This window comes from Nocardia otitidiscaviarum NBRC 14405, assembly GCF_000308635.1.
GTDB classification, from domain to species: domain Bacteria; phylum Actinomycetota; class Actinomycetes; order Mycobacteriales; family Mycobacteriaceae; genus Nocardia; species Nocardia otitidiscaviarum.
Window position 1 is genome coordinate 18070 of the sequence record NZ_BAGD01000275.1, and the last position, 22887, is coordinate 40956.

Sequence of the window (22887 nt, forward strand, 5' to 3'; positions counted from 1 at the left end):
GCTTGGTAGTGTTCGGTGGGCTATCAATGACCCATGGACGATTTCGGCCACCGCGATGGTGTGGCGCTGGTACTGGGCGCCAGCGGCGGATTGGGGCGGGCCACGGCGCGCATGCTGCTCGAGCGGGGCAGCGCGGTCGCGCTGACCTACCGCCGATCGCCGGAGCGGCTCGACCCCGTGCTGCGGGAGGCGGCCGAGCGCGGCCGGACGGCCCGAGCATGGCAGCTCGATCTCGGTGACGCGGACCGGGTGGCCGCGGTGGTCGGCGAGGTGGTGCGGGAATGCGGTGGTCTGCACACCCTCGTCTACGCGGCCGGGCCGCACGTGCCCATGCGTCACCTCAGCGGTATCGCGCCCGCGGATCTTCGGGGCCAGGTGGACGCCGACGTCGCCGGATTCTTCAACGCGGTGCACGCCGCCCTGCCCGCCCTACGCAGCAGCCGCGGCACCATCGTCGCCATCACCACCGCCGCCACGGCCCGCTTCCCCATCCGCGACGCTCTCTCCTCGGTCCCCAAGGCAGCGGTCGAGGCCGCGATCCGCGCCATCGCCGCCGAAGAGGGGCGCTACGGCATCCGCGCCAACTGCGTCGGGCCGGGCATGACCACCGACGGCATGGCCGACCGGCTCATCAGCAGCGGTGACCTGGATGCCCGCGCCCTGGACGCGGCCCGGAACAACATCCCGCTGCGCACCTTCGGCGACGCCGAGGACATCGCCGAGGCCGTCTGCTTCCTGGCCTCCGACCGCGCCGATTTCATCAGCGGCCAGAAGCTGGACGTGGACGGCGGCTACGGGGTCTGAGCGCCGCGCGGTGATCAGCCGCGCGACGCGCGGCGGGCGGTGCCGCGGTGCGCGGGCACCGTGGTGGGGTCCTCCGGCCAGGCGTGTTTGGGGTAGCGGCCGCGCAGGTCGGCGCGGACCTGGGGCCAGCCGGTGCGCCAGAAGGACGGCAGGTCGGCGGTGACGGCGACCGGGCGCTGGGCGGGGGAGAGCAGGTGCAGCAGGATCGGCACCCGGCCGTCGGCCAGCCGGGGTGGTTCGGTCCAGCCGAAGATCTCCTGGACCTTCACCGCCAGTACCGGGGGATCGGCGGAGTAGTCGAGGCGAATCGCGCTGCCGGACGGCACCTCCAGCCGTTCGGGGGCCAACTCGTCGAAGCGGACGGCCTCCGGCCAGGGCAGTAGCCGGCGCAGTGCCTGCCCGGCGTCGACGCGTTCCAGATCGGCGCGGCGGCGCGCGGTGTCGAGTTCGGGACCCAGCCAGCGATCCATATCGTCGAGCAGGCTGTCGTCGTCGACGGCGGGCCACGGCGCGCCGAGGGTGCGATGCAGGAAATCCAGCCGCGCCCGCAGATTGTGCGCGTCCGCATCCCAACGCAGCAGCCCCACCCCGTGCTCCCGCAACCCGCGCCGCACCGCCGCCGCCAGCAGCGCCGGATCGGGATCCCGCAGCGGTCGCGCCGACAGCGTGATCGCGCCGAGCCGCTCGACCCGCCGCGCCACCACCTCCCCGTCGACCCAGTCCACCTCGTCCGCGGTATCCAGCAGCGCGGGCGCGGCCTGCCGCGCGAGTTCGGCATCGGCCATGGCGGCCAACCGAATTCGCCCCTCCGCCCGGCCCGGATCGCGCGTCGCCACCGCCACGGCCAGCCACTCGCCGTCCCCCAGCCCCGACCCCGGCGGCAGCACCATGGCGGTGCCGCCCGCGGTCAGGTAGGTCGCCGACTCGGCACTCCGCCGCCGCGCCAGCCGCTCCGGATGCGCGAGCGCCACCACCACCGCCGGATCGTCCACCGCACGCGCTCGCATACCTGCCACCCTCGCGGGATCGCCCACCGTATCAGCGTGTACGCCCGGTGCTTTCGTGCGATCGTCCACCGCACGAGCGTGTGGGTCAGCTGTTCTGGCGCGATCACCGGCCGTATGTGCGTGTGTGTCAGCTGCCTTCGCGATATCGACGGACGCATGTGCCTGTGCGTCAGCTGTTTTCGCTGTACTCCTCGCCGTATGCGCTTGTTTGTCTGTTGATTTCGTGCGAACGCCTGCCGTATGCGCTTGCGTTTCTGCTGTTGTCGCGGGGCCGTGCGTGGTGGGGGCTCGTGTGCCGCTCATCTTCGCGCGATCGGCCATTGCTGTCGCGTGATCGCCCTCTTGGTGCGCTCGCGTGTCCGTGGTCTTCGCGAGGTCGTGCGTCGGGTGCGCTCGCGGGTCCGATGCCGCGGGGTCGTGCGCGGCGGATGGTTGTGCTTCTTCCTGTGCGCGGTCGGACGTCGCTGTGGGTGATGGTGGTTCGGTGGACAGCTCGGTGGCGGCCGCATAGGAGGTGGGCTCGTCGGTCGGGGTGCCGGGGTGGTCGAGCAGGCGGGTGAGGCGGTGCACTTCGCGCTGCCAGCGGGTGGGGCGGTCGCGGCGCAGGGTGCGCAGGGCGCTGGCGAGATCGGTGGCGGTGGCGAGGGTGTCGTCGTCGAGCAGGGCCACCACCTCGGCGGCGCGGCGGGGGCCGACGAGGGCGGCGCCGTCGAGGAGGGCGCGGGCCAGGCGGGGGTGCAGGCCCACGGTGGCCATGCGGCGGCCGCGCGCGGTGATGGCGCCGTCGGCGTCCACCGCGCCGAGGGCGCGCAGCACCTCCCGTCCGGCGGACAGGCCGCCCGGCGGCGGGGCGTCCCACCAGGCCAGGCCGTGGCCGTCCGGAATCCCCCAGGACGCCAGTTCCAGGGCGAGCCGGGTCAGATCGGCGGTGCGGATCTCCGGCTCCGGAAAGGTGGGCAGGGTGGTGTGCTCGAATTCCGGCCAGCAGCGCCAGGCCCACCCCGGTGCTTCGCGTCCGGCGCGGCCCGCGCGCTGGTCGGCCACCGCCGCCGAAACCCGGACGGTGGCCAGGCCGGACAGTCCGCGCCGGTGGTCGACGCGGGGGACGCGCGCCAGCCCGGAATCGACGACCGCGCGCACCCCGGGCACGGTGAGACTGGATTCGGCCACCGCGGTGGACAAGACGATCCGCCGCCGAGTGCCGGGGCGCAGGGCCGTGTCCTGTGCGGCGGCGGCGAGACGGCCGTGCAGCGGGACGATATCGGCGTCCACCCCGGACAGCAGGTCGGCGGTGCGGCGAATCTCCGCCGCGCCCGGCAGGAAGACCAGCACATCGCCGTCGGCGGCGGCCAGCGCCGTCCGGGTGACCCGGGCGACCTGCGCCTCGGCGCGCTCGCGCGGCAGCGGCGGGACATAGGCGACATCCACCGGATAGGTCCGCCCGCGCACCTCCAGCACCGGGGCCGCGGCCTCGTCCGCACCGAGCAGCACGGCCAACCGGTCCGCGGCCACCGTGGCGGAGGTGGCCAGCACGCGCAGGTCCGGGCGCAGTCCGGCACGCGCGTCGAGCAGCAGGGCCAGCAGCAGATCGGCGTCGAGATGGCGTTCGTGGCATTCGTCGAGAACCACCGCGTCCACCCCGGACAGCTCGGGATCCCCCTGCAACCGGCGTACCAGCAGACCGGAGGTGACCACCTCGATGCGCGTCGCCGCGCCCACCCGTCGCTCGCCGCGCACCGAATAGCCGACCGTCGCGCCGACCGGTTCGCCCAGCAGCGCCGCCATGCGCGCCGCCGCCGCTCGGGCGGCCAGCCGCCGCGGCTCCGCCACCACCACCCGGCCCGCGCTGTCCGCGCCCAGCGCCAGTGGCACCAGCGTGGTCTTCCCGGTGCCCGGCGGCGCGACCAGCACCGCGGCCCCGCGCTCCCGCACCGTCTCGACGATCCCGGGCAGGGCCGCGCGGACCGGCAGATCGGGTAGCTCCGGCAGCCTCATCGCGGCGTGATCCGCACGCGATTGTCGTGGAACACCGCGCCGCCGCCGTAGTCCGCATCCCGTTCGGCGATGGTCGCGTTCACCGTCGCACCGCCGGAGAACTTGGCCCAGCGGCCCTTGGTGGTGGCGGCCACACCGGGCCGCACCCGATCGGTGACCGCGACGACGGCCTCGAAACCGCCGCGGGCATTGGACACCAGCACCGGTGCGCCGTCGGCGAGTCCCCGGGCCGCGGCGTCCTCGGGATGGACGGCGACCGTCGCTTCGCCCGCCCGCCGCCGCAATTCGGGATTCGCGCCGAACGTGCTGTTCAGAAAGTAGTGCGAGGCAGCCGAAATCAGCACCAGACCGTCGCCCGGATCGCCCGGTGGCGTGTAATCGGGCAGCCGCTCGTGCCCCGCGCGCACCGCCCGCTCGGAGACGAAGCTCAGTTTGCCCGCCGGTACGGGCCCCTTGTCCACCTTCAGGAATCCCTCGGCGCGCAAGCGCTCGATATCGTGATCTCGCAACAGCTGCCGCGCCAACTCCTCGTCGGAGTCGTAGAGCGCCGGTTCGGTCATGCCCATACGCCGGGCCAGACGGCGGAATGTCTCGGTGGTGGACAGGCATTCACCGGGCGGTGCCACCGCCGGCTCGTTCCACACCAGGTACAGGTGGCCGTATCCGGCGAGCACATCCAGATGTTCGGGCTGCATGGTGGCGGGCAGCACGATATCGGCGTAATCCACGGTGTCGGTGGCGAAATGCTCGAGCACGACGGTGAACAGGTCCGCCCGCCGCAGCCCCTCGATCACCCGGCGCTGATCCGGATTCGACCCGACCGGATTGGCGCCGATCACGAACAGCGCCTTGACCGGCGGATCATCGGTGTCGAGCAGTGCCTCGCCGAGCCGCGTCGAGGACAGTGTGCGCACCGGATGCGGCAGCAGATCCATGCGCCGCAGCTCCGCGTCCCGCAGCCGGAAATGCCCACTGGTCGAATAGTGCAGTCCGCCACCGCGCATCGCCCAATCCCCGGTGACGCCGGGCAGGCAGGCCAGCGCCCGCAGCGCCATACCGCCGCCGTCGTGGCGCTGCATGCCCTGCGAGGCGCGGATGGCGGTGGGCCGGGTGCGGGCGATCCGCTCCCCGAGCGCCACGATGCGCCGCACCGGCAGCCCGGTGATCGCGGCCACCCGCTCCGGGGTGTATTCCGCGATGCGGGAACGGAATTCGGGCCAGCCCTCGGTGTGCTCGGCGAGGTAGGCGTCGTCCTGCGCGCCCAGCGACACGATGACGTGCATGAGTCCCAGCGCCAGCGCCGCATCGGTGCCGGGCAGCGGGGCGAGGTGTTCGTCGCAGCGCTCGGCGGTGCGGGTGCGCACCGGGTCGATGGCGATCGTGTACGCACCGCTGTCCTGGATGAACTTCCACAGGTGATGACCCGAGGTGAGCGGATTGGTGCCCCACAGCAGAATCAGCCGGGAATGCACGAAGTCCTCCGGATCCATGCCGCCGGAGGTGCCGAGGGTGTATTTCAGCCCCGTCCCGCCCGCCACCGAGCAGATGGTCGGATCGTGCAGGCTGGCTCCCAGTACATTGAAGAACCGCCGTCCGGCGAAGCCCTCCAGCCCCTGGATGTAGCCGAGGCTGCCGGTGCCGTGGAACGGCCACACCGCTTCGCCGCCGAACTCCGCGGTGATCCGTGTCACCGCATCGGCGATCTCGTCGAGCGCCTCGTCCCAGCCGATCCGCTCGAACCGGCCCGCGCCCTTGGGGCCGACGCGGCGCAGCGGATGACGCAGCCGATCGGGGGAATCGACTTGCTCCAGATAGCGATTCACCTTCACACACAGCGCGCCGCGGGTGACCGGATGCGCCTTGTTTCCGCGCAGACCGACCGCGACACCGTCGGCCACCGTCACCTCCCAGGAGCAGGCGTCGGGGCAATCGAGCGGGCACGCGCCGAGAACCTTCATGAAAACGATCGTATTCTGGCGGAGGATGCCCGGCCGCAGCCATGCGCCCGGCCCAGGTCTCCACACCCAGAGGAGGGGAAGATGACAGACGGTCCCGTCAACGCCCCGACACCTACCTCCGACGCCCCCGCGGGCCCCACCGTGCTGTTCGTGTGCACCCACAATGCGGGGCGCTCCCAGATGGCGCTCGGATTCTTCAATCGGCTGGTCGGCGATCGCGCCACCGGCTGCTCCGGCGGCTCCACGCCGGGTTCGGCGCTCAATCCGCTCGTGGTGCGCGCCATGGCGGAGCGGGGCATCGACATCTCCGGCGAGTACCCGAAGCGCTGGACCCACGATCTCGTGCGGGCCGCCGACGTGGTGATCGATATGGGCTGCGGGGACGCCGACCCGATCCTGACCGGTCACCGCTTCGAACAGTGGTGGCTGCCCGATCCCGCCGACCGGGATTTGGACGAGGTACGCGCCATCCGCGACTCCATCGAGCAGCGGGTGCGGCGACTGGTCACCGACCTCGGTCTGCCGGTGGTGGACCGGGCCCGGGTGTGAGACGTCGCGTTCAGCGCGTCGCGTCGATCTCCGGTTCGGTGATACCCGATGGGGCAGGTCCGGAGTCGTGTCGGTGACGGTGCGTGCCGCACCCGACGTGAATCAGCGCTCGTGATACCGGCATTCGCCGGTGAATACGAGCGCCAGCGGCGGGCGCAGCGTCGCGTCCGCCACGCTCGTGCCGGGCGACGGGGCCAGCCCCAGGGCGTCGGCCAGGCCGCGGGTGGTGGCCAGGATCATGGTTGCGGCGGAGGTGCTGTCCACCGCGGTGTCGACCTCGCCGCAGTGCTTACCGTTGTCGATGGCGTCGGCGATGCGCCGGTGGGTGTCGGCCGTGGCCTGGGCGGCGATCGTAGCCAGGGATTCGTCGGTGAAGGCGGCGGTCCAGAGGGTGCGCTCCACCCGGAACTCGATGGTCCGCTCCGCGTCGAGGGGCAGCAGTTCGCGTAGGCAGTCCAGCAGCATGGTCGAAATCGGTTCGTGCGCCGCCTCACCCGCCTCGATGCGGGTGGCGATCCGGGTATCGATGCGGCGCAGGCAGTCCGCGTAGGCGAACCGCAGCAGGGCGTCCTTGCCGTCGAAATAGTGCTGGATGAGCCCAACCGAGATACCCGCCTCGACGGCGACGCGCGCGAAGGTGACGCGGGCGAGGCCGTCACTGGCCAGCAGGCGCTGGAAGGCGCGAGCCATCTGCTCGCGGCGTTGATCGTGGTCGGCGAAACGCGGCACGTGACAACCATACCGCCATATGGCTACCGTTCCAATATGAACATATTGCTACGGCGAGCGGGGTGGCTGGTGCCAGTCCTCGCGCTGCTACTGCTGAGCGGTGCACCCGCGAGATCCGAACCCGCCAGCGGAGACGACCTGCACGCGCGCATGGACGATTTCGCGCGCACCCGGATGAGCCAGGTCGAACTGCCGGGCCTCGCCTATGCCGTGGTGGAGAAATCTGGAACCGTGCACACCGGCACCTTCGGGCACGACGGGGACGGCGGCGATATCACCGCGGCGACCCCGTTCCTGTGGGGCTCGGTCGCCAAATCGGTCACCGCCACCCTGGTCACCGCCATGGCCGCGGCCGGAGAACTGCGGCTCGACGCGCCCGTGACCGCGTACCTGCCGTCGTTCCGGCTGCGCGACGCGACCCGCTCGGCCCGGATCACCCTGCGCCACCTGCTCGAACAGACCAGCGGTCTCGCGACCACCACCCGCTACACCGACCGCACCGATCCGGATCGCCGACCCGGCGACGTACTGCCGGAACTGGCCACCGCGGAGCTGGTGAGCGAGCCGGGCACGACCCACCACTACTCGAGCACCAATTACCTGCTGCTGTCGGCCGTGGTGGAGGCGGTCACCGGCAGGCCGTTCGCGCGGGTGCTCGCCGAACGGGTGCTCGATCCGCTCGGTATGCGTACCGCCGTGACGAGCGCGGTGGACGCGGAGCGGGTGCCCCGGGGGCATCGGTTCGTCTTCGGACGGGCCGTGCCGTTCGCCACCGGCTACGACCCGGCGGGCGTGGGCTACGGATATCTCGGCGGCGCCGTCGGCGACGCCGCCGCATTCGCCCGCGCCGCCCTCGGTGGCGGCGGCATCTCCGCCGACCAGCGCATCGCCATGTTCGACCCAGCGGTGCGGACCGGCCCGGACGCCTACTACGGCCTCGGCTGGCGGCGCTGGACCCTGGACGGCGCCGACACGCCCATGATCTGGCACGGCGGCTCATCTCCCGGATTCTTCGCGCAGGTGATCCTGTTGCCCGAGCGGGAGCGGGCCGTGGTGCTGCTCACCAACGTCTCCAGCCCCGTGCACGAAACGCAGCTGCTGGACACCGGTTTCGGCCTGGCACAACTGGCTTCCGGCGCGGCCGCGACTCCGCGCGCGCCGGACCGGGCCTATGCGCTCATGCTCGGCGTCCTGGTCGCTCTCCTCGCCGTGCTGATCACAGCGTCCGGACTCACCGCGCGTGCCCTCACCCGCCCGGTCCGGCGGGACGGCCGGTGGCGTCTCGCGCTCGCCACCGCCCTCTGGCTGACGGTCGTACCTGCCCTGCTCTACGGCCTGGCGCTGGCATTGCCCGAGCGGATGGGAGTGCGACTCGGGCAGTTGGCGCTGTGGGTCCCAGATATCGCCTGGCTCGTCTACGGTGTCCTCGGAACCGCCACTCTGCTGCTCGTGCTGCGCTTGGCCGTGGTGGCGCGGGCTGTCGGTGGGTGGCGGCAGAATCGAACTGCGATCGGCACGGACGAATGATGGGGAGAGCGCGGGGATGGAGCAGGAGCGGTTCGCCGAGGCGGTGCTGGGGAGTCTGCGGGCACACGGGGTGACGGACGCGGAGTACCTCGCGGAGGAGTTCTCGATTCGGCACAGCGGTGACCGAATCGTCTATCTGGGCAATATCTTCCGGGAGTGCGCCGGATACGAGGCGGCCGAGCGCGCCGAGCGGATCGCGCACTTCGTGGCCGCCATGACCAGTTCCGACGAGGCGCCCGAGGACTGGGCGCAGGTGCGGCCGCTGCTGCGGGCCGTGCTGCGACCGGTCACCTACGGTCTGGACGACTTCGACCGGATGAGCACGCCGCTGAGCCGCCCGGCGTTCCCGTTCGTCAACGAGACAGTGGTGGTCGACCTGCCCCGCACCCGGGCCTACGTGACGACGGATATGGTGCGGGACTGGGGTGTCGAACCGGAGGCCGTATTCGCCGCCGCGCGTGACAATCTCGCGGAGCTGGCCCGCCCGGGGTCGCCGGAGGAACTGAACCTGCTCCGCTTCATCGACGACGGGGACGCCTACTTCGGCTCCTGGCCGCTGCTGCCCGGCTGGCTGGCCAGCTACGCCGGGGGCGAGCACCGCCCGGTGGCGTTCATCCCCGACGACCACACCCTGCTCGTGGTGCCCGACGATCCGGACCTGCTGCCCGCCGTCTTCGAGATGGTGGAACAGCAGTACGGCGAGGCGGCCCGGCCCATCTCACCGCAGGGCTACACCCTCGACGAGTACGGCATGGTGGTGCCCTACGACCAGGCCGGTCCGGAACCGGCCCCCGAGTACGCGCGGCGGGCCCGCAGCGGCCTGGCGGTGACCGAGTACGGCATCCAGACCCGGATCCTCACCGCCAAATTCGAGGAGGACCTCGATCTGGAGCCGCTCAGCGATGTCGAGCCGGCCATGGTCGGTGCGGTCATGTTCCAGTCCACCGACGACGGTCCGGTCACCTCCACCATCGTGGGCGAGGACGTGGAATACCTGCTGCCCGAAGCCGATTACGTGCACTTCGCGCGCATGGACGCCGACGGCGAGATCGACCTGGTGTGTACGGTGCCGTTCGATACCGTGGTGCAACTGCTGGGGCTGGTGCCGATTCCGGGACTGCATCCCCCGCGCTTCGAGCTGCGCCGGTGGCCGGACGAGCCGACGCTGGCGCGGCTGCACGCGGCGGCGGTGGCGCTGTGATCGGGGTGATCCTCAGGCGCGCTGCGGATCTCCGGTGATCTCCACGATCGGCAGCCGCAGGGCGGCCGGTGCCGCCGCCGGAACGACCGGATGTGCCGGGGCCACCGGCCGCACCCGCCGATAGGGCGCGCCCGGGGCGGGCCGGGGATCGGCCTCGCCCCGATTGGGCCACAGCGATACCGCCCGCTCGGCCTGGGCGGTGATGGTGAGCGACGGATTGACGCCCAGATTCGCCGAGATCGTGGAGCCGTCGATCACGTGCAGGCCCGGATGACCGTAGAGCCGGTGATAGGGGTCCACCACACCGGTTTCGGGGGAATCGCCGATCGCGCAGCCGCCGATGAAATGCCCGGTCATGGGGATACCGGCCACCGCGCTCATCGAGCCGGTGGGAATGCCGTCGATCTTGTCGGCCACCCGGCGCGCCACCTCGTGTCCGGCCGGAATCCAGCTCGGATTGGGTTCGCCCTCACCCTGTCTGGTCGTCATCCGGCGGCCGAACAGCCCGCGCCGCGTGTAGGTGGTGATGGAGTTGTCCACCGACTGCATGACCAGCAGGCCGATCATCTCCTCCGACCAGCGTCGGGGATTGTGCATGGTGGCGAGATCCCTTGGCCCGCGGCGCATCTCCCGCAGCCACAGCCGCCAGTTCGGCGTGCCGTCGTCGGAGCCGACCATGGCGGTGACCATGAGCGCCAGCGCGTTGCTGCCCTTGCCGTAACGCACCGGCTCGACATGGGTGTCGGCATCGGGATGGATCGACGAGGTGATCGCGACACCGCGGGTGTAGTCCGAGCCCCGGCGACGGGTGCGCACCGACAGCAACTCCTCGGAATTGGTGCGTGACAGATAGCCCAGCCGCGGTGAGATGCGCGGCAGCGAACCGGAATCGCGCAGCCGGTGCAGCAGCCGCTGGGTGCCGAGCGCCGCGGCGGAGAACACCACCTGCTCGGCCGTGAACACCCGCCGACGCGTGCGCACCCAGCGGCCCGTGCGCACCGTCTCGACGGCGTAGCCGCCGGTCTCCAACGGCCGCACATCGACCACCGTGGTGAGCGGATGCACCGCCGCACCGGCGGCCTCGGCGAGGTACAGGTAGTTCTTCACGAGGGTGTTCTTGGCATTGTGGCGACAGCCGGTCATGCATTCGCCGCAGTGGGTGCAGGTGCGGCGGGTCGGGCCGACGTCGCCGAAGAACGGGTCGGGCACATCGGTGCCCGGCCGGATTCCCTTGCCGCCGAACAGCACTCCCACCGGTGTCGAACGGTAGGTGTCGCCCACGCCCATCTCCTCGGCGACCTCGCGCAGCACCCGGTCGGTAGGCGTGGTGGCCGGGTTGACGGTGACGCCCAGCATGCGTTTGGCCTGGTCGTAGTGCGGTGCCAGTTCATCGCGCCAGTCGGTGATGTGCGCCCACTGCCGGTCGGCGTAGAAGGCGGCGGGCGGCTCGTACAGGGTGTTCGCGTACACCAGCGAACCACCGCCGACGCCCGCCCCCGCCATGATGAAGGTGTTCTTCAACAGGGTCAGCCGCTGGATGCCGTAGCAACCGAGTTTCGGGGCCCACAGGAATCGGCGCAGCCGCCAGGAGGTGCGGGCGAATTCGTCGTCGGCGAAGCGTCGCCCGGCCTCCAGTACGCCGACCCGGTACCCCTTCTCGGTCAGCCGCAGCGCGGTGACGCTGCCACCGAACCCCGAACCGATCACGAGTACGTCGTAGTCGAAACCCTTGCCGTCACCCATGCCGTCGAGATCCACGCTGCCCGCACCTTTCGCCGTCGCTGCCGATTCGCTCCACCGTAGGAGCGGTCACGGCCGCGACGGGACACAGCTGCGGTCAGGAAATCGGTACTTTCGGCCAGGCGGGTGGCGGCGCCGTGGTCGACTACCGGCGGCGCGAGGTGGTGCGGCCGCGCGCCGAACCCGCGATCCGTTCGCCGCGGCGGCGGGTGCGGGCCGTCCACTCCGCGCCCCGGCCCTTGGCCGCGTCGGCGGCCTCGGGCCCGCGCTGGCGGGCGATTTCGGCCAGGTGCGCGCTGCGCTCGCGGGCGGTCTCGGCCCATTCCGGTCCGCGTTCGCGGGCGACCTCGGCGAGGTGCGCGCTGCGTTCGCGGGCGGCACCGGCGTACTCGGGTCCGCGTTCGCGGGCGATTTCGGCCAGGTGGCTGCCGCGTTCCCGGGCGGCCTCGGCCAGTTCGGGTCCGCGTTCGCGGGCGATCTCGGCCAGGTGCGCGCTGCGTTCGCGGGCGATCTCGGCGATTTCGGTGCCGCGTTCGCGGGCGGTCTCGGCCCATTCCGGTCCGCGTTCGCGCGCGACCTCGGCCAACTCCTGGCCACGCTCCTTGGCGGTCCCGGCCACCTCCGCCCCCTTCGAGGCCGCCACCTCGGCGACGTGGCGGGCGCGAACGGCGGTGTCGTGCAGGCGGTCTCGCACGGCCGGACCGGCGTGGTCACTCGCGCCCAGCGGCAGGGCGGCCGAGACGGCGGCGGCCGTGCGCTGGGCGGCCCGGCGGCCGCGCCAGCCCAGCGACGGCCTGCCCTCGGTATCGGCGCTGGCGATGAGCAGGCCGCCGAGCAGGCTCATATCCTTGAAGAACGCGGTCCGCTTGGCCGCCTTGCGGGTGGGATCGGTCTCCTGCCAGAAATCCTGATTCGTCACCGCCGATGGCACCACGGTCATCGCGAGCATCAGCGAGGCGAGTCGCGGCACCTTGCCCGTGGCGAGTAGCACCCCGCCAGCTATCTGCGCGCCGGCATTGATTTTCACCAATGTGGCCGGATCGGCGGGCAGTTTCTCGGCGACCCCGGCGAACCGGGATTCACGCTGCTGCTCCAGGAGGGTGTTGGCCGCCTTCACCCGTTCGTCCGGGTGCATGAGCGTGTCGGCCCCATCCGCGAGAAAGGCGGAGGCCAGCAGCGGCCGGGCAAGTCGTCGTAGCAACATCAACGGGCCCCTTGCTTCGGAAATAGGTCACTTTGTCGGTGGGTATCTCCTGCGCCGGAATTCAAACGTACCGGCGGGCAACGCTGTAGCTACCGAGTATAGGGAGGATCGGGCGCGGATCAGACGTCGAGGCCGTCCTGCAGCGTGGCGATGGCCCCGTCCAGGGTTTCGTGGAGAGCGGACAGCGAGCGGTCGGTGTTCACCACCCAGTGGTCGAGTCCGACGCCCAGGGCGGCGAAGCAGGCCGCGGCGGCGACCTGGGTGCGCAGATCGGCCTCGACCAGTCCGGCGCGGCGGGCGAAGTGCTCGGCGAGGACGTGGCGGCGCAGCACCGCCCCGGTGAAATTCTCCTGTCGCAGTTCGGGATTGGTGATCAGCACCTGGCGGGCGCGGCGGACGGTGGCGGCCTGTTCGCGTCGCTGTTCGGCATCCGGTTCGTGGACGAGCAGTTCGCGCAGCGCGCCGCGCAGCGCGGTGGGCGCGGACTCCTCGGGCGGTCGCCGGTCCATGGCCGCGAGCAGGAAGGCGACGAGATCCTCCTCATGGCCGAACACCACGGCCGCCTTGGACGGGAAGTGGCGGTGGAAGGTGCGACGCGAGACCCGCACCGCGTCGGCGATCTGCTGCACGGTGGTCTGCTCGTACCCCTGTCGCTCGAACAGCCGCAGCGCGGCGTCCATGAGTTCCCGGCGCACGCGGGCCTTCTCCTGCTCGCGCAGTCCGACCGATTCCGGCATGTCCCGCCCTTCGTTGTCCAACCCACACTATTTGATGTCACACCGTGACACTTTTCCGGTTAATCTGATCGAAGTGTCTCACTGTGACGCCATTTGCTCACCGATGCGAGAGGGCCGCGATGACGCGACGCGCAATACTCACCCTGGTTTCGACGGCGATAGTGGCGAGCGCGCCGCTCGCGGGCAGCGCGGCGGCCGATCCGCCGAGCGCGGCGCACACCTCCGCACCGGGCACCGTCGTCAGCGACGCGGCCCTGCCCGCCGAACTGTGGATCCCCGGTACCGGATCGGCCCGTCGGCTGACCTACTGGACCCAGGACTCCGCGGGCGCGCCCGCCCTGTCCACCGGCGCGATCTTCGTCCCCGCCGGAACGCCGCCGCCCGGCGGCTGGCCCGTGCTCTCGTGGGAACACGGCACGGTGGGCGTGGGCGACGCCTGCGCGCCCTCGACCGCGGGCCGCTCCCAGCGCGACCTGGACTACCTCGGCACCTGGATGGACCAGGGCTACGCCGTGGTCGCCACCGACTACATCGGACTCGGCACCCCGGGCGGACACGCCTACCTGGACGGTCGCGCCGAGGCCAACGCCGCCATCGACATGGTGCGCGCGGCCCGCGCGGTCGATGCCTCGCTGGCCGCCAAGTGGGTGGCCATCGGGCAGTCCCAGGGCGGCGGCGCGACCGTCTTCACCGCCGCGCAGGCCACCCGCTACGCACCCGAACTCGACTACCGCGGCGCGGTGGCGACGGGTCCGGCCTCCAATGTGGCCGAGGTCTTCGGCCTGCTCGGCCCGGACAGCGTGCCCGTCCGGTCCGCCGCCCTGACGGCCTACGGCACCTATGTGTTCAACGGTCTGCGCACGGCGCTGCCCGATCTGGATCTGGACAGCTACCTGTCGCCGCTCGGCGAGGAGCTGGTGGCCGCCGCCGAAACCCTGTGCTACGCGCCCATGACCCAGCGCGCGGCCGGAGTGGCGCTCGGCGAACTGCTGGCGCGGCCGCTCGCCGAGGGCGATCTCATCGCACGGGCGCGCACCGTGCTCGACGTGCCCATGTCCGGATACGACCGCCCGCTGTTCATCGGACAGGGCACCAACGACACCGATGTGCCGATTCCGTTGACCACCAAGCTCATCGCCGATCTGGAAGCGCACGGCGTGCGTCCCGAGGTGCACATCTACCCCGGTAAGGACCACAGCGCGACCATGGCGGCATCGCTGCCGGACAGCATGCCGTTCGTGGCCCGGCTCTTCGCCTGAGCCGGATCGGTCGCCGGTCGCGCCGGTTCAGCGGCTGACGGCGGTCTCGGATGTCACATGCGACAGCTTCTCGGGATTGCGCACGATGTAGAGCCCGGTGACGAGACCGTCGTCGATCCGCACGGCCACGATGCCGTCGATCGCGCCGTCGATCCGCACGACCAGGGCCGGGAAGCCATTGGCCTGCACCGGCTCGACCGTCAGCGTCCCGCCGTGCCGGTCCAGACCACCGGCCAGCAGGCGGCCCACCCGGTGCGCGCCCACCACGGGTCGGGTGATGGCCTGCTTGATGCCGCCGCCGTCGCCCAGCATCACCACGTCCGGGGCGAGAATGTCGAGCAGGCGGCGCAGGTCGCCCGTTTCCACCGCGACCTGGAAGGCGTCCAGCGCGTGCCGGGTCTCGGCGGGGGAGACCACCCCGCGCGGGCGGCGCGCGGCCACATGCGCCCGCGCCCGGTGCGCGATCTGACGCACCGCGGCCGGGGTCTTGTCCACGGCGGCGGCGATCTCGTCGTAGCCCAGGTCGAAGACGTCGCGCAGGACGAAGACCGCGCGCTCGGTGGGCGCGAGGGTCTCCAGCACCAGCAGCATGGCCATCGAGACGCTCTCCGCCAATTCGACGTCCTCGGCGACATCGGGTGAGGTGAGCAGCGGTTCGGGCAGCCACGGGCCGACATAGGACTCCCGGCGGCGGCCCAGCGTGCGCAGTCGGGTGAGCGCCTGGCGGGTGGCGATCCGTACCAGGTAGGCGCGTTCGTCGCGCACGGCGTCCAGGTCGACGCCCGTCCACCGCAGCCAGGTCTCCTGCAATACGTCCTCGGCGTCGGCGGCCGAACCGAGTATCTCGTAGGCGACGGTGAAGAGCAGGTTGCGGTGGGTGACGAATGCCGCGGTGGCCGCATCCGTGCCGTCGGCCTCGTGCATGGGTGACTCCTGTCCGTGTCCTCGACCGTATGTCACACACCAGACACCGCGGCCGCCGCGCATGTGACACACCGGGGCCGTGATCGCCGCCACGCCTCGCGGCCCTCGGGCACAGTTGGCCGCCGCGCTTCGCGGCGTTCAGGCGGAGATTGCCGCCGCGCTTCGCGGCGTTCGGGCGGAGATTGCCGGGGCGTTCGGGCGGAGATTGCTGCGGCGCTCGGGCGGAGATCGCCCCCACAGCTCACGGCGCACGAGCGGGACGGCCCGTCCGGTCTCGGTGCACCCGTCGTCCGGTCGCCAGGGGGCCGGGATCGCACGGTCGGCCGACCGGCTAGCCGGTGCGCGCCACCTTCACCGCTTCGGTCACCAGCGGCACCTGGAGCGGAAGGCGCAGCAGGACGCCGGCTTTGAGCGGCAGCGCACGTTCGGGATCGCGGTACCAGTCGGCGGCCATCCGGACGTTCGCCGGGAAGACGGCGACGAAGAGCAGGGCCGCGAGCGCACCGCCGGTGCGGCGGGTGCGGGGTGTCGCGAGCAACCCGGCGATCCCGAGTTCGGCGACCCCGGAGGCATAGGTGTAGGTCCGCGCGCTGCCGGGCAGCGACCGCGGGACGATGGCGTCGAAGAACCTGGGGGCGAGGAAGTGCATGGTGCCGGCCACGCCCAGGAGTACCGTCAGACGTAGGGAAGCGGCCGAGGCCGCCCGCGCGCGAGAATGTGACACATGCGACACCCTGCCATACCGGCTGCTCGGTAGGGGTAGCGGCGGGAGTTCGCCACAGGTTCGGCGGTGTCCGAGTTTGACGGAGGTGGACCCGGGTACTCCACTTTGTCGGGACTGTCCGAACGAACTAGAGGTGTGCGTGGTGGACGCGAAGCCGCGTCCGGCTGGGATTGGGATATGAGTGCGAACCTGATGATCGTGGAGGATGACGACCGCGTTCGCGTGGCCCTGCGGTTGGCCATGGAGGATGAGGGCTATGACGTCGCTGAGGCGGAGGAGGCGGAGGTCGCGCTCAGGCAGCTGCGTGACAACGGAGCACCCGATTTCATGATCGTGGATCTGATGCTGGGCGGTATGGACGGCTTCACCTGCATCCGCGAGATCCGCCGCGACCACGACGTCCCCATCATCGTGGTCAGTGCCCGCGACGACACCCACGACGTGGTGGCCGCGCTGGAGGCGGGCGCCGACGACTTCGTCACCAAGCCGTTCGAGGTCAAGGAGATCACCGCGCGCATGCGCGCCGTGGCCCGGCGCGCGCGGTTCGCCGAACAGGCTGCCGCGGAAGAGGATCCGGATTCCGAGCTGGGCACCATGGTGCTCGACGAGCAGGCCGGCAACCCGCTCGTGCTCTCCACCGAGAGCGGGATCGTGCGCCGTGGTGACGAGGAGATCCACCTCACGCTCACCGAGTACCGGCTACTGTGCGAACTCGCCGGCTCGGCCGGGCGGGTGCTCAGTCGCGGCACCCTGCTGGAACGGGTGTGGGATCGCGGCTTCTTCGGCGATGAGCGCATCGTCGACGTGCACATCCGGCGACTGCGCACCAAGATCGAGCGGGATGCCTCGGATCCGCAACTCATCGTGACCGTTCGAGGGCTGGGGTACCGACTCGACGTCCAGCGGTGATCGGTCTCCTGGTCGTCACCGCGGTGGTGGCCCTGGCCCTGGGACTCGCCCTCGGCATGTGGGTGAGTCGGCGCACCTTCGAACCGGTGGTGCGCTCGCTGCGCAGCAGCGTGGAGCGGGAACGCCGACTGGTCGGTGACGTCAGCCACGAATTGCGTACTCCGCTGACCACCCTCATCACCAGTGTCGGCGTGCTGAAGCGCTACGAGGCGGATCTGCCCGAGCGCTGTCGGCTGGCCCTGGGGCTGGTCACCGACGAGATCGAACATCTGCGCCGGGTGCTCGACGACATGCTGGCCCTGGCCCGGATGGAGGCGGGGGTACATGCGGGCGACGCCGACCCGCTGTCGCTGAAAGAATTATTGATTCACACGGTATCCGGGCGAAAACATGCACCCGAATTATTGACGGTCGTGCAGGACAGTATGATTCGCGGCCGGAAATTGGAACTCGAACGTGCCGTGGGCAATTTGCTCGACAATGCCGTGCGGCACGGCGGCGGCATTGTCGGGATCACATTGCGACGGAATGGTGACGAAGCCGTCATCATGGTCGACGATGCCGGTCCCGGAGTCGCTGTCGCCGATCGTAAACGTGTTTTCGATCGCTTTACGACGGTGCGTGCGGGACGTCGGACGGTGACCGGTACCGGCATCGGGTTGGCTCTGGTGGCCGAGACCGTGTCGGCGCACGGAGGGCGTGTCGAATGTGGTGAACGTCCCGGTGGCGGAGCACGTTTCATTATCCGACTTCCGGTATGTGACACACGCGGGTAACGGGCTCGTCATACGATCGCAATGAAGCCGACCGGTTCATCTCAAGATTCGGCCGCCACTCTGAAATGGTCATGAAGACACCATTCAGCCAATTCCCCGTAACTATCGATCAGCTTCTGGTGGAACCCCCCGACGGCTCCACGTTCACACTCAGATCTCCACGGGTGGAGGACGGTGGCGGTATCTGGCGAATCGCCCGCGATTCCCGCGTGCTGGATACCAATACGAGCTACGCGTACCTGATGTGGTGCCGCGACTTCGCCGGAACGTCCGTCGTCGCCGAAATCGACGGTGACATCGCCGGATTCGTGATCGGCTACTGCCGTCCACAAGCCCCCGACGTACTGTTCGTCTGGCAGGTGGCCGTGGACCATGCCTACCGCGGCCGCGGTCTGGGCGTCGAAATGCTCGACACCCTGATGAACAGCTGTGCCGCCCACGGGGTTTCGACCTTGGAGACCACCATCTCCGATGACAACCCGGCCTCCATCGCGATGTTCAATTCGCTCACGCGCCGCCGCCGGGCCGTCATCGCCGACTATCCACTCTTCGAGCGGGAGCACTTCCCCGACCAGCACGAGGCCGAGCGCCTGTACCGCATCACGCCGCCGACCACACTGGAGGAGATCCGATGACCACCACCGAGACGATGACCATCTTCGAGGATCTCGAATCGAACGTGCGCGGCTACTGCCGCTCGTGGCCCGCTCTCTTCGACACCGCCCGCGGTGCGTGGCTGCACGACGAGAACGGTCGGGACTACCTGGACTTCTTCGCCGGCGCGGGCTCGCTCAACTACGGGCACAACAACCCGGTGCTGAAGGAGGCGCTGCTCGACTACATCGGTCGCGACGGCATCACCCACGGCCTGGACATGTCCACCGTCGCCAAGCGTGATCTGCTGGACACCCTGCGCCGCACCCTGCTGGCCCCGCGCGGGCTGGAGTACAAGGTGCAGTTCCCCGGCCCCACCGGCGCCAACGCCGTCGAGGCGGCGCTGAAGCTGGCCCGCAAGGTGACCGGGCGCACCGCGGTCCTCAACTTCACCAATGCCTTCCACGGCATGACGCTGGGTGCCCTGTCGGTGACCGGCAATGCGACCAAGCGCGCGGGTGCCGGTGTTCCGCTGGTGCATTCGACCGCCATGCCGTATGACGGCTACCTCGACGACATGGACGGCCTGGCGTGGATGGCGCGCGTGCTGGACGACTCCTCGTCGGGTCAGGACGCCCCGGCGGCCGTCATCGTCGAGACCGTGCAGGGCGAGGGCGGCGTCAACGTGGCCCGCGCCGCGTGGCTGCGCCAGCTGTCGGAGCTGTGCGCCGAGCGCGGCATCCTGCTCATCGTCGACGACGTGCAGATGGGTTGCGGTCGCACCGGCCCGTTCTTCTCGTTCGAGATCGCGGGTATCAAGCCGGATATCGTGACGCTGTCGAAGTCCATCGGCGGCTACGGCCTGCCGATGGCGCTGGTGCTCATGAAGCCCGAACTCGACCAGTGGTCGCCGGGTGAGCACAACGGCACCTTCCGCGGCAACAACCCGGCCTTCGTGACCGCCCGCGCGGCGCTGGAGCACTTCTGGTCCGACGACACCCTGGAGCGGGCCACCCTGGAGAAGGGCGCGCGCGCCGAGCGGGCGCTGACCGGCCTGACCTCCGCCTACGACGGCCTGTCCACGCGTGGCCGCGGTCTGGTGCAGGGTCTGGTCTTCGACGACGCCTCGCAGGCGGGCAAGGTGTGCCAGGTGGCCTTCGAGCGCGGTCTGCTGGTGGAGACCTCCGGTGCGGAGGACGAAGTGGTGAAACTGCTGCCGCCGCTGACCGTCACCCCGGACGAACTCGATCACGGTCTGGAGATCCTGGCCGGTGCCGTGGATTCCGTCTGCACCGGAAAGGCGGCCTGACGTGATCGTTCGTACCACCGCGGAGATCACCGGGACCGACCGCGACGTGGCCGGGGAGGGCTGGCGCAGCAAGCGCATCGTGCTCGGGGGTGACGGTGTCGGCTTCTCCTTCCACGAGACCACCATCGAGGCCGGAACCGTGCACGAGTTCCACTATCTCAACCACATCGAGGCGGTGTGGCTGGTCGAGGGCGAGGGGACGCTCGTCGACCTCGACAACGACGTGAAGTACGAGCTGGGTCCGGGTTCGATGTACCTGCTCGACGGCCACGAACGTCACCGCCTCGAGGTGCGTGAGCGGATGCGCATGATGTGCGTGTTCAATCCGCCTGTCACCGGACAGGAGGTCCACGACGAGAACGGCGTCTATCCGTTGGTCGCCGTCGCCGCCGAGTAGGGAGATTGGGAGTCAGGAACGAATGACGCTGTCGGACAACACCGTAATCGATCGCTACCAGACCCGGACCAGCACACCGCGGGCGCACATCGAGCGCACCGATCCCACGGTGTGGGGCCACATCGAGTCCCCGGAACTGGCTACCTTCGAGCCCTACGGCTACTCCGTGATCGATGCGCTGCTCGACCCCGCCGAGGTCGCCGAATTCTCGGCGGAGACCCGGCGTTTGGCGGATGATCCGGACCTGTGGCTCGATGAGCGATTGATCATCGAGAAGACGTCGCGGCGGGTGCGCTCGATCTTCGAGGTGCACAAGCTCAGTGACGCCATTGCGGATCTGGTGCGCCAGAGCCGGATTCGCGGACTCGCCGAACAGATTCTGGGTTCCGAGGTCTACATCCACCAGAGCCGGGTGAACTACATGCCCGGCTTCCGGGGGGCCGGTTTCTACTGGCATTCGGACTTCGAGACCTGGCACGCGGAGGACGGTATGCCCGCTCCGCGCGCGGTGAGCCTGTCGATCGCACTGACCGACAACTATCCCTACAACGGCAGCCTGATGCTCATGCCCGGGTCGCATCGCACCTTCGTGCCCTGCCAGGGTGAGACCCCGGCCGAGCACTACCGGGATTCGTTGCGCGAGCAGCAGATCGGTGTCCCCACCCAGGACGACATCACCAAGCTGGCCAGCACCTACGGCATCAACCAGTTCACCGGTGCCGCCGGCTCGGCGCTGCTGTTCGACTCGAACATCATGCACGGCTCGTCGAACAACATCACGCCGTTCCCGCGCTCGAACATCTTCCTGGTGTTCAACAGCGTGGAGAACGCGCTGGTCGCGCCGTTCGCGGCGGATGCACCGCGGCCGACCTACATCGGCAGCCGGGACTTCACGCCCATCGGCTGACTCATGACGGTATCGCACCCCGCTCGGATCCGGGCGGGGTGCGATGCTGTCTACAGGCCAGGTCGGGCGTACCAGGTCGGGCGGGCGTACCAGGTCCGGTGCGTCAGGTTCGGCGCACTGGATTCGGTGCTCCAGGTTTGGCGTTCTAGGTTCGGCGCAGCGTAGTGAGGAAGTCCGCGAAATCGGTGGGCGGGCGTCCGGTCAGCCTCCGCACCGCATCGGTGACGGTATCCAGATCGCCCGCGGCGATGGCCGCGTAGGAGGTCACCCAGCCGTCCAGCTCCCATGGGGGCGCATCGTATTTCGCGCGGGACGCGTACGCCTGCGCGAGAGTTTCCGGGTCGTAGCGGTAGGGGCGGCCCAGAATCTCGGTCATCTGTGCGGCCGCCTCGGTCAGGGTGAAGGCGCGCGGACCGGTGAGATCGTGGATCGCGCCGGCGTGTCCCTTGCCGGTGAGCACGGCCGCGGCGGCGGCCGCCACGTCCGCGCGGGCGACCGCGGCCACCGCGCCGTCACCGGCGGGCCCGCGTATGACACCGTGCTCGTCGGCGAAGGCCGGGATCAGGTCCTGGTACAGGTTGTCCCGCAGGATGGTGAACTCCATCCCCGAGGCCCGGATGGCCTGTTCGGTGTACCAGTGGTCGCGTCCGAAGGTGAAGGTGCAGTCGGGCGCGGCCGCGACGAAGGACAGGTAGACGATGCGCTCGACCCCGGCATCGCGGGCCGCCTGGACCACGGCGACCTGCTGGGCGGCCCGGTCGGCGGATTCGGTCGCGGAGACGAGGAAGAAGGTGTGCGCACCGGCCAGGGCGGTGGCGACGGATTCGGGGTCGGCGAAGTCGGCGCGGGCCGTGGTCGCGCCCGGTACGGCCGGGATCCGGGTGGGGGTGCGGCCCAGCAGCCGGGTGGTCAGGCCCGCGTCGGAGAGCAGGCGCGCCACTCGTCCGCCGATCTGCCCGCTCGCGCCGGATACGGCGATCACTTCGGTCATGGCCACAGGCTATCGCTCCGCTACCGGCTGGCTCGGGTAACATTCGGGACACATATGATTCTCAAATGAAGGAGTGTGCGTGACCGGGACGATCCTGCCCAAACACCACGGCAACTGCTTCGGCTGCGGGCCGGACAGCCGGTCCGGGCTGCACATCGACTTCCGGCGGGCCGGTGACGAGGTCACCGGCACGGTCGTCTTCGACGAGTGTCATCAGGGCGCGCCCGGACTGGTACACGGCGGCGTGGCCTCGGCAGCGCTCGACGAGGCGGCGGGCGCGATCCTGCTCGGGCACACGCTCCCGGCGGTCACGGCGCAGCTGAATATCGCGTTCTCTCGGCCGATTCCACTCGGCCGCCCGGTCACCGTGCGGGCCGCGCTGGACCGGCGCGAGGGCCGCAAACTGCACATCGCCGCGCGGCTGGAACTCGACGGCGAGACCGCCGCCACGGCCGACGCCCTGTTCATCGTGGTCGAGCCCGAACACTTCCTGGCGCACGGTGCCCGGCCGGGTGATATTCCGGCACTGGGCATCTGACGCCCGCGGTCATCCACCATCACCCGGCACCCGTCATCCGGTGATACCGAGCGCAGTGCCGGGGGTGGATGTGCGGCCGAGCCGGTGGGTGTCGGGTGTGCAGCCGGG

The 22887-nt window shown here is 70.3% G+C and carries 20 protein-coding genes and 1 pseudogene; 12 read left to right on the top strand and 9 right to left on the bottom strand.

From position 1 onward, the window contains the following. Nucleotides 1–33 precede the first annotated feature (33 nt). Nucleotides 34–804, top strand: coding sequence for an SDR family NAD(P)-dependent oxidoreductase (locus tag ON31_RS31140; protein ID WP_039818747.1), 771 nt, complete (start codon nt 34–36; stop codon nt 802–804). Nucleotides 805–818: 14 nt separating this feature from the next. Here the strand turns inward: ON31_RS31140 and ON31_RS38425 are convergent, their stop codons facing one another. Both ON31_RS38425 and ON31_RS31150 read right to left on the bottom strand, forming a co-directional pair. Beyond that, the gene (locus ON31_RS38425; protein WP_051038067.1) at nt 819–3806 is read right to left on the bottom strand and encodes an ATP-dependent helicase C-terminal domain-containing protein; all 2988 of its coding nucleotides are present in this window, start codon (nt 3804–3806) and stop codon (nt 819–821) included. Continuing rightward, nucleotides 3803–5764 (bottom strand): molybdopterin-containing oxidoreductase family protein, encoded by a 1962-nt coding sequence (locus ON31_RS31150; RefSeq protein WP_039818749.1) that lies wholly within the window; start codon nt 5762–5764, stop codon nt 3803–3805. The genes ON31_RS38425 and ON31_RS31150 overlap by 4 nt, the downstream gene beginning before the upstream one ends. A gap of 72 nt (nt 5765–5836) precedes the next feature. Between ON31_RS31150 and ON31_RS38310 the strand changes: the two are divergent. Continuing rightward, a pseudogene (locus ON31_RS38310) lies at nt 5837–6313 on the top strand (arsenate reductase ArsC); the annotation flags it as partial. Between the two features lie 102 nt (nt 6314–6415). Here the strand turns inward: ON31_RS38310 and ON31_RS31160 are convergent. Then, nucleotides 6416–7042: a TetR/AcrR family transcriptional regulator gene (locus ON31_RS31160; RefSeq protein ID WP_039818751.1), complete on the bottom strand. Its 627-nt coding sequence runs from the start codon at nt 7040–7042 to the stop codon at nt 6416–6418. 36 nt (nt 7043–7078) lie between these two features. Here ON31_RS31160 and ON31_RS31165 point away from each other — a divergent pair, with 36 nt between their 5' ends. Both ON31_RS31165 and ON31_RS31170 read left to right on the top strand, forming a co-directional pair. Next, the gene (locus tag ON31_RS31165) at nt 7079–8569 is read left to right on the top strand and encodes a serine hydrolase domain-containing protein (RefSeq protein ID WP_081592870.1); all 1491 of its coding nucleotides are present in this window, start codon (nt 7079–7081) and stop codon (nt 8567–8569) included. A gap of 16 nt (nt 8570–8585) precedes the next feature. Continuing rightward, complete coding sequence (locus tag ON31_RS31170) at nt 8586–9770, top strand: DUF1444 domain-containing protein (RefSeq protein ID WP_081592871.1); 1185 nt, start codon at nt 8586–8588, stop codon at nt 9768–9770. Nucleotides 9771–9782: 12 nt separating this feature from the next. On the opposite strand, the gene ON31_RS31175 is transcribed toward ON31_RS31170, so the two are convergent. The 3 genes from ON31_RS31175 to ON31_RS31185 all read right to left on the bottom strand — a co-directional run bounded on the left by ON31_RS31175 (nt 9783) and on the right by ON31_RS31185 (nt 13451). Beyond that, the gene (locus tag ON31_RS31175) at nt 9783–11513 is read right to left on the bottom strand and encodes an FAD-dependent oxidoreductase (protein ID WP_039818781.1); all 1731 of its coding nucleotides are present in this window, start codon (nt 11511–11513) and stop codon (nt 9783–9785) included. Between the two features lie 142 nt (nt 11514–11655). Continuing rightward, nucleotides 11656–12714, bottom strand: coding sequence for a DoxX family membrane protein (locus ON31_RS31180; RefSeq protein WP_039818753.1), 1059 nt, complete (start codon nt 12712–12714; stop codon nt 11656–11658). 119 nt (nt 12715–12833) lie between these two features. Next, on the bottom strand, nt 12834–13451 hold the full coding sequence (locus ON31_RS31185) for a TetR/AcrR family transcriptional regulator (RefSeq protein ID WP_039818754.1): 618 nt from the start codon (nt 13449–13451) through the stop codon (nt 12834–12836). A gap of 119 nt (nt 13452–13570) precedes the next feature. Between ON31_RS31185 and ON31_RS31190 the strand changes: the two genes are divergently transcribed. Beyond that, nucleotides 13571–14710: an alpha/beta hydrolase family protein gene (locus ON31_RS31190; RefSeq protein ID WP_039818755.1), complete on the top strand. Its 1140-nt coding sequence runs from the start codon at nt 13571–13573 to the stop codon at nt 14708–14710. A 27-nt stretch (nt 14711–14737) separates the two neighbouring features. Here ON31_RS31190 and ON31_RS31195 read toward each other — a convergent pair whose 3' ends face one another. Both ON31_RS31195 and ON31_RS31200 read right to left on the bottom strand, forming a co-directional pair. Next, nucleotides 14738–15634: an RNA polymerase sigma-70 factor gene (locus ON31_RS31195; RefSeq protein ID WP_039818756.1), complete on the bottom strand. Its 897-nt coding sequence runs from the start codon at nt 15632–15634 to the stop codon at nt 14738–14740. A gap of 331 nt (nt 15635–15965) precedes the next feature. Next, entirely contained in the window at nt 15966–16358 is a 393-nt protein-coding gene (locus ON31_RS31200; protein WP_039818782.1) for a DoxX family protein, read from the bottom strand. 177 nt (nt 16359–16535) lie between these two features. Between ON31_RS31200 and ON31_RS31205 the strand changes: the two genes are divergently transcribed. The 6 genes from ON31_RS31205 to thpD all read left to right on the top strand — a co-directional run bounded on the left by ON31_RS31205 (nt 16536) and on the right by thpD (nt 21250). Continuing rightward, nucleotides 16536–17267, top strand: coding sequence for a response regulator transcription factor (locus ON31_RS31205; protein ID WP_029932234.1), 732 nt, complete (start codon nt 16536–16538; stop codon nt 17265–17267). 86 nt (nt 17268–17353) lie between these two features. Beyond that, nucleotides 17354–18043 carry a sensor histidine kinase gene (locus ON31_RS31210; RefSeq protein WP_169335057.1) on the top strand — a complete coding sequence of 230 codons (690 nt, stop codon included), beginning with the start codon at nt 17354–17356 and terminating at the stop codon, nt 18041–18043. A gap of 164 nt (nt 18044–18207) precedes the next feature. Beyond that, nucleotides 18208–18678, top strand: a complete 471-nt coding sequence (ectA, locus tag ON31_RS31215) for a diaminobutyrate acetyltransferase (protein ID WP_370450506.1) — start codon at nt 18208–18210, stop codon at nt 18676–18678. After that, nucleotides 18675–19946 (top strand): diaminobutyrate--2-oxoglutarate transaminase, encoded by a 1272-nt coding sequence (ectB, locus tag ON31_RS31220; protein WP_039818759.1) that lies wholly within the window; start codon nt 18675–18677, stop codon nt 19944–19946. Before ectA ends, ectB begins: the two co-directional genes overlap by 4 nt. Nucleotide 19947: 1 nt before the next feature. Then, a complete protein-coding gene (locus tag ON31_RS31225; protein WP_029932238.1) occupies nt 19948–20343 on the top strand; it encodes an ectoine synthase in 396 nt (131 codons plus the stop codon). 22 nt (nt 20344–20365) lie between these two features. Further along, entirely contained in the window at nt 20366–21250 is an 885-nt protein-coding gene (thpD, locus tag ON31_RS31230; RefSeq protein WP_039818760.1) for an ectoine hydroxylase, read from the top strand. Between the two features lie 145 nt (nt 21251–21395). Here thpD and ON31_RS31235 read toward each other — a convergent pair whose 3' ends face one another. Then, nucleotides 21396–22241, bottom strand: coding sequence for an NAD(P)H-binding protein (locus ON31_RS31235; RefSeq protein WP_039818761.1), 846 nt, complete (start codon nt 22239–22241; stop codon nt 21396–21398). 79 nt (nt 22242–22320) lie between these two features. On the opposite strand from ON31_RS31235, the gene ON31_RS31240 reads away from it, so the two are divergent. Then, the gene (locus ON31_RS31240; protein WP_039818762.1) at nt 22321–22779 is read left to right on the top strand and encodes a PaaI family thioesterase; all 459 of its coding nucleotides are present in this window, start codon (nt 22321–22323) and stop codon (nt 22777–22779) included. Nucleotides 22780–22887 lie beyond the last annotated feature (108 nt).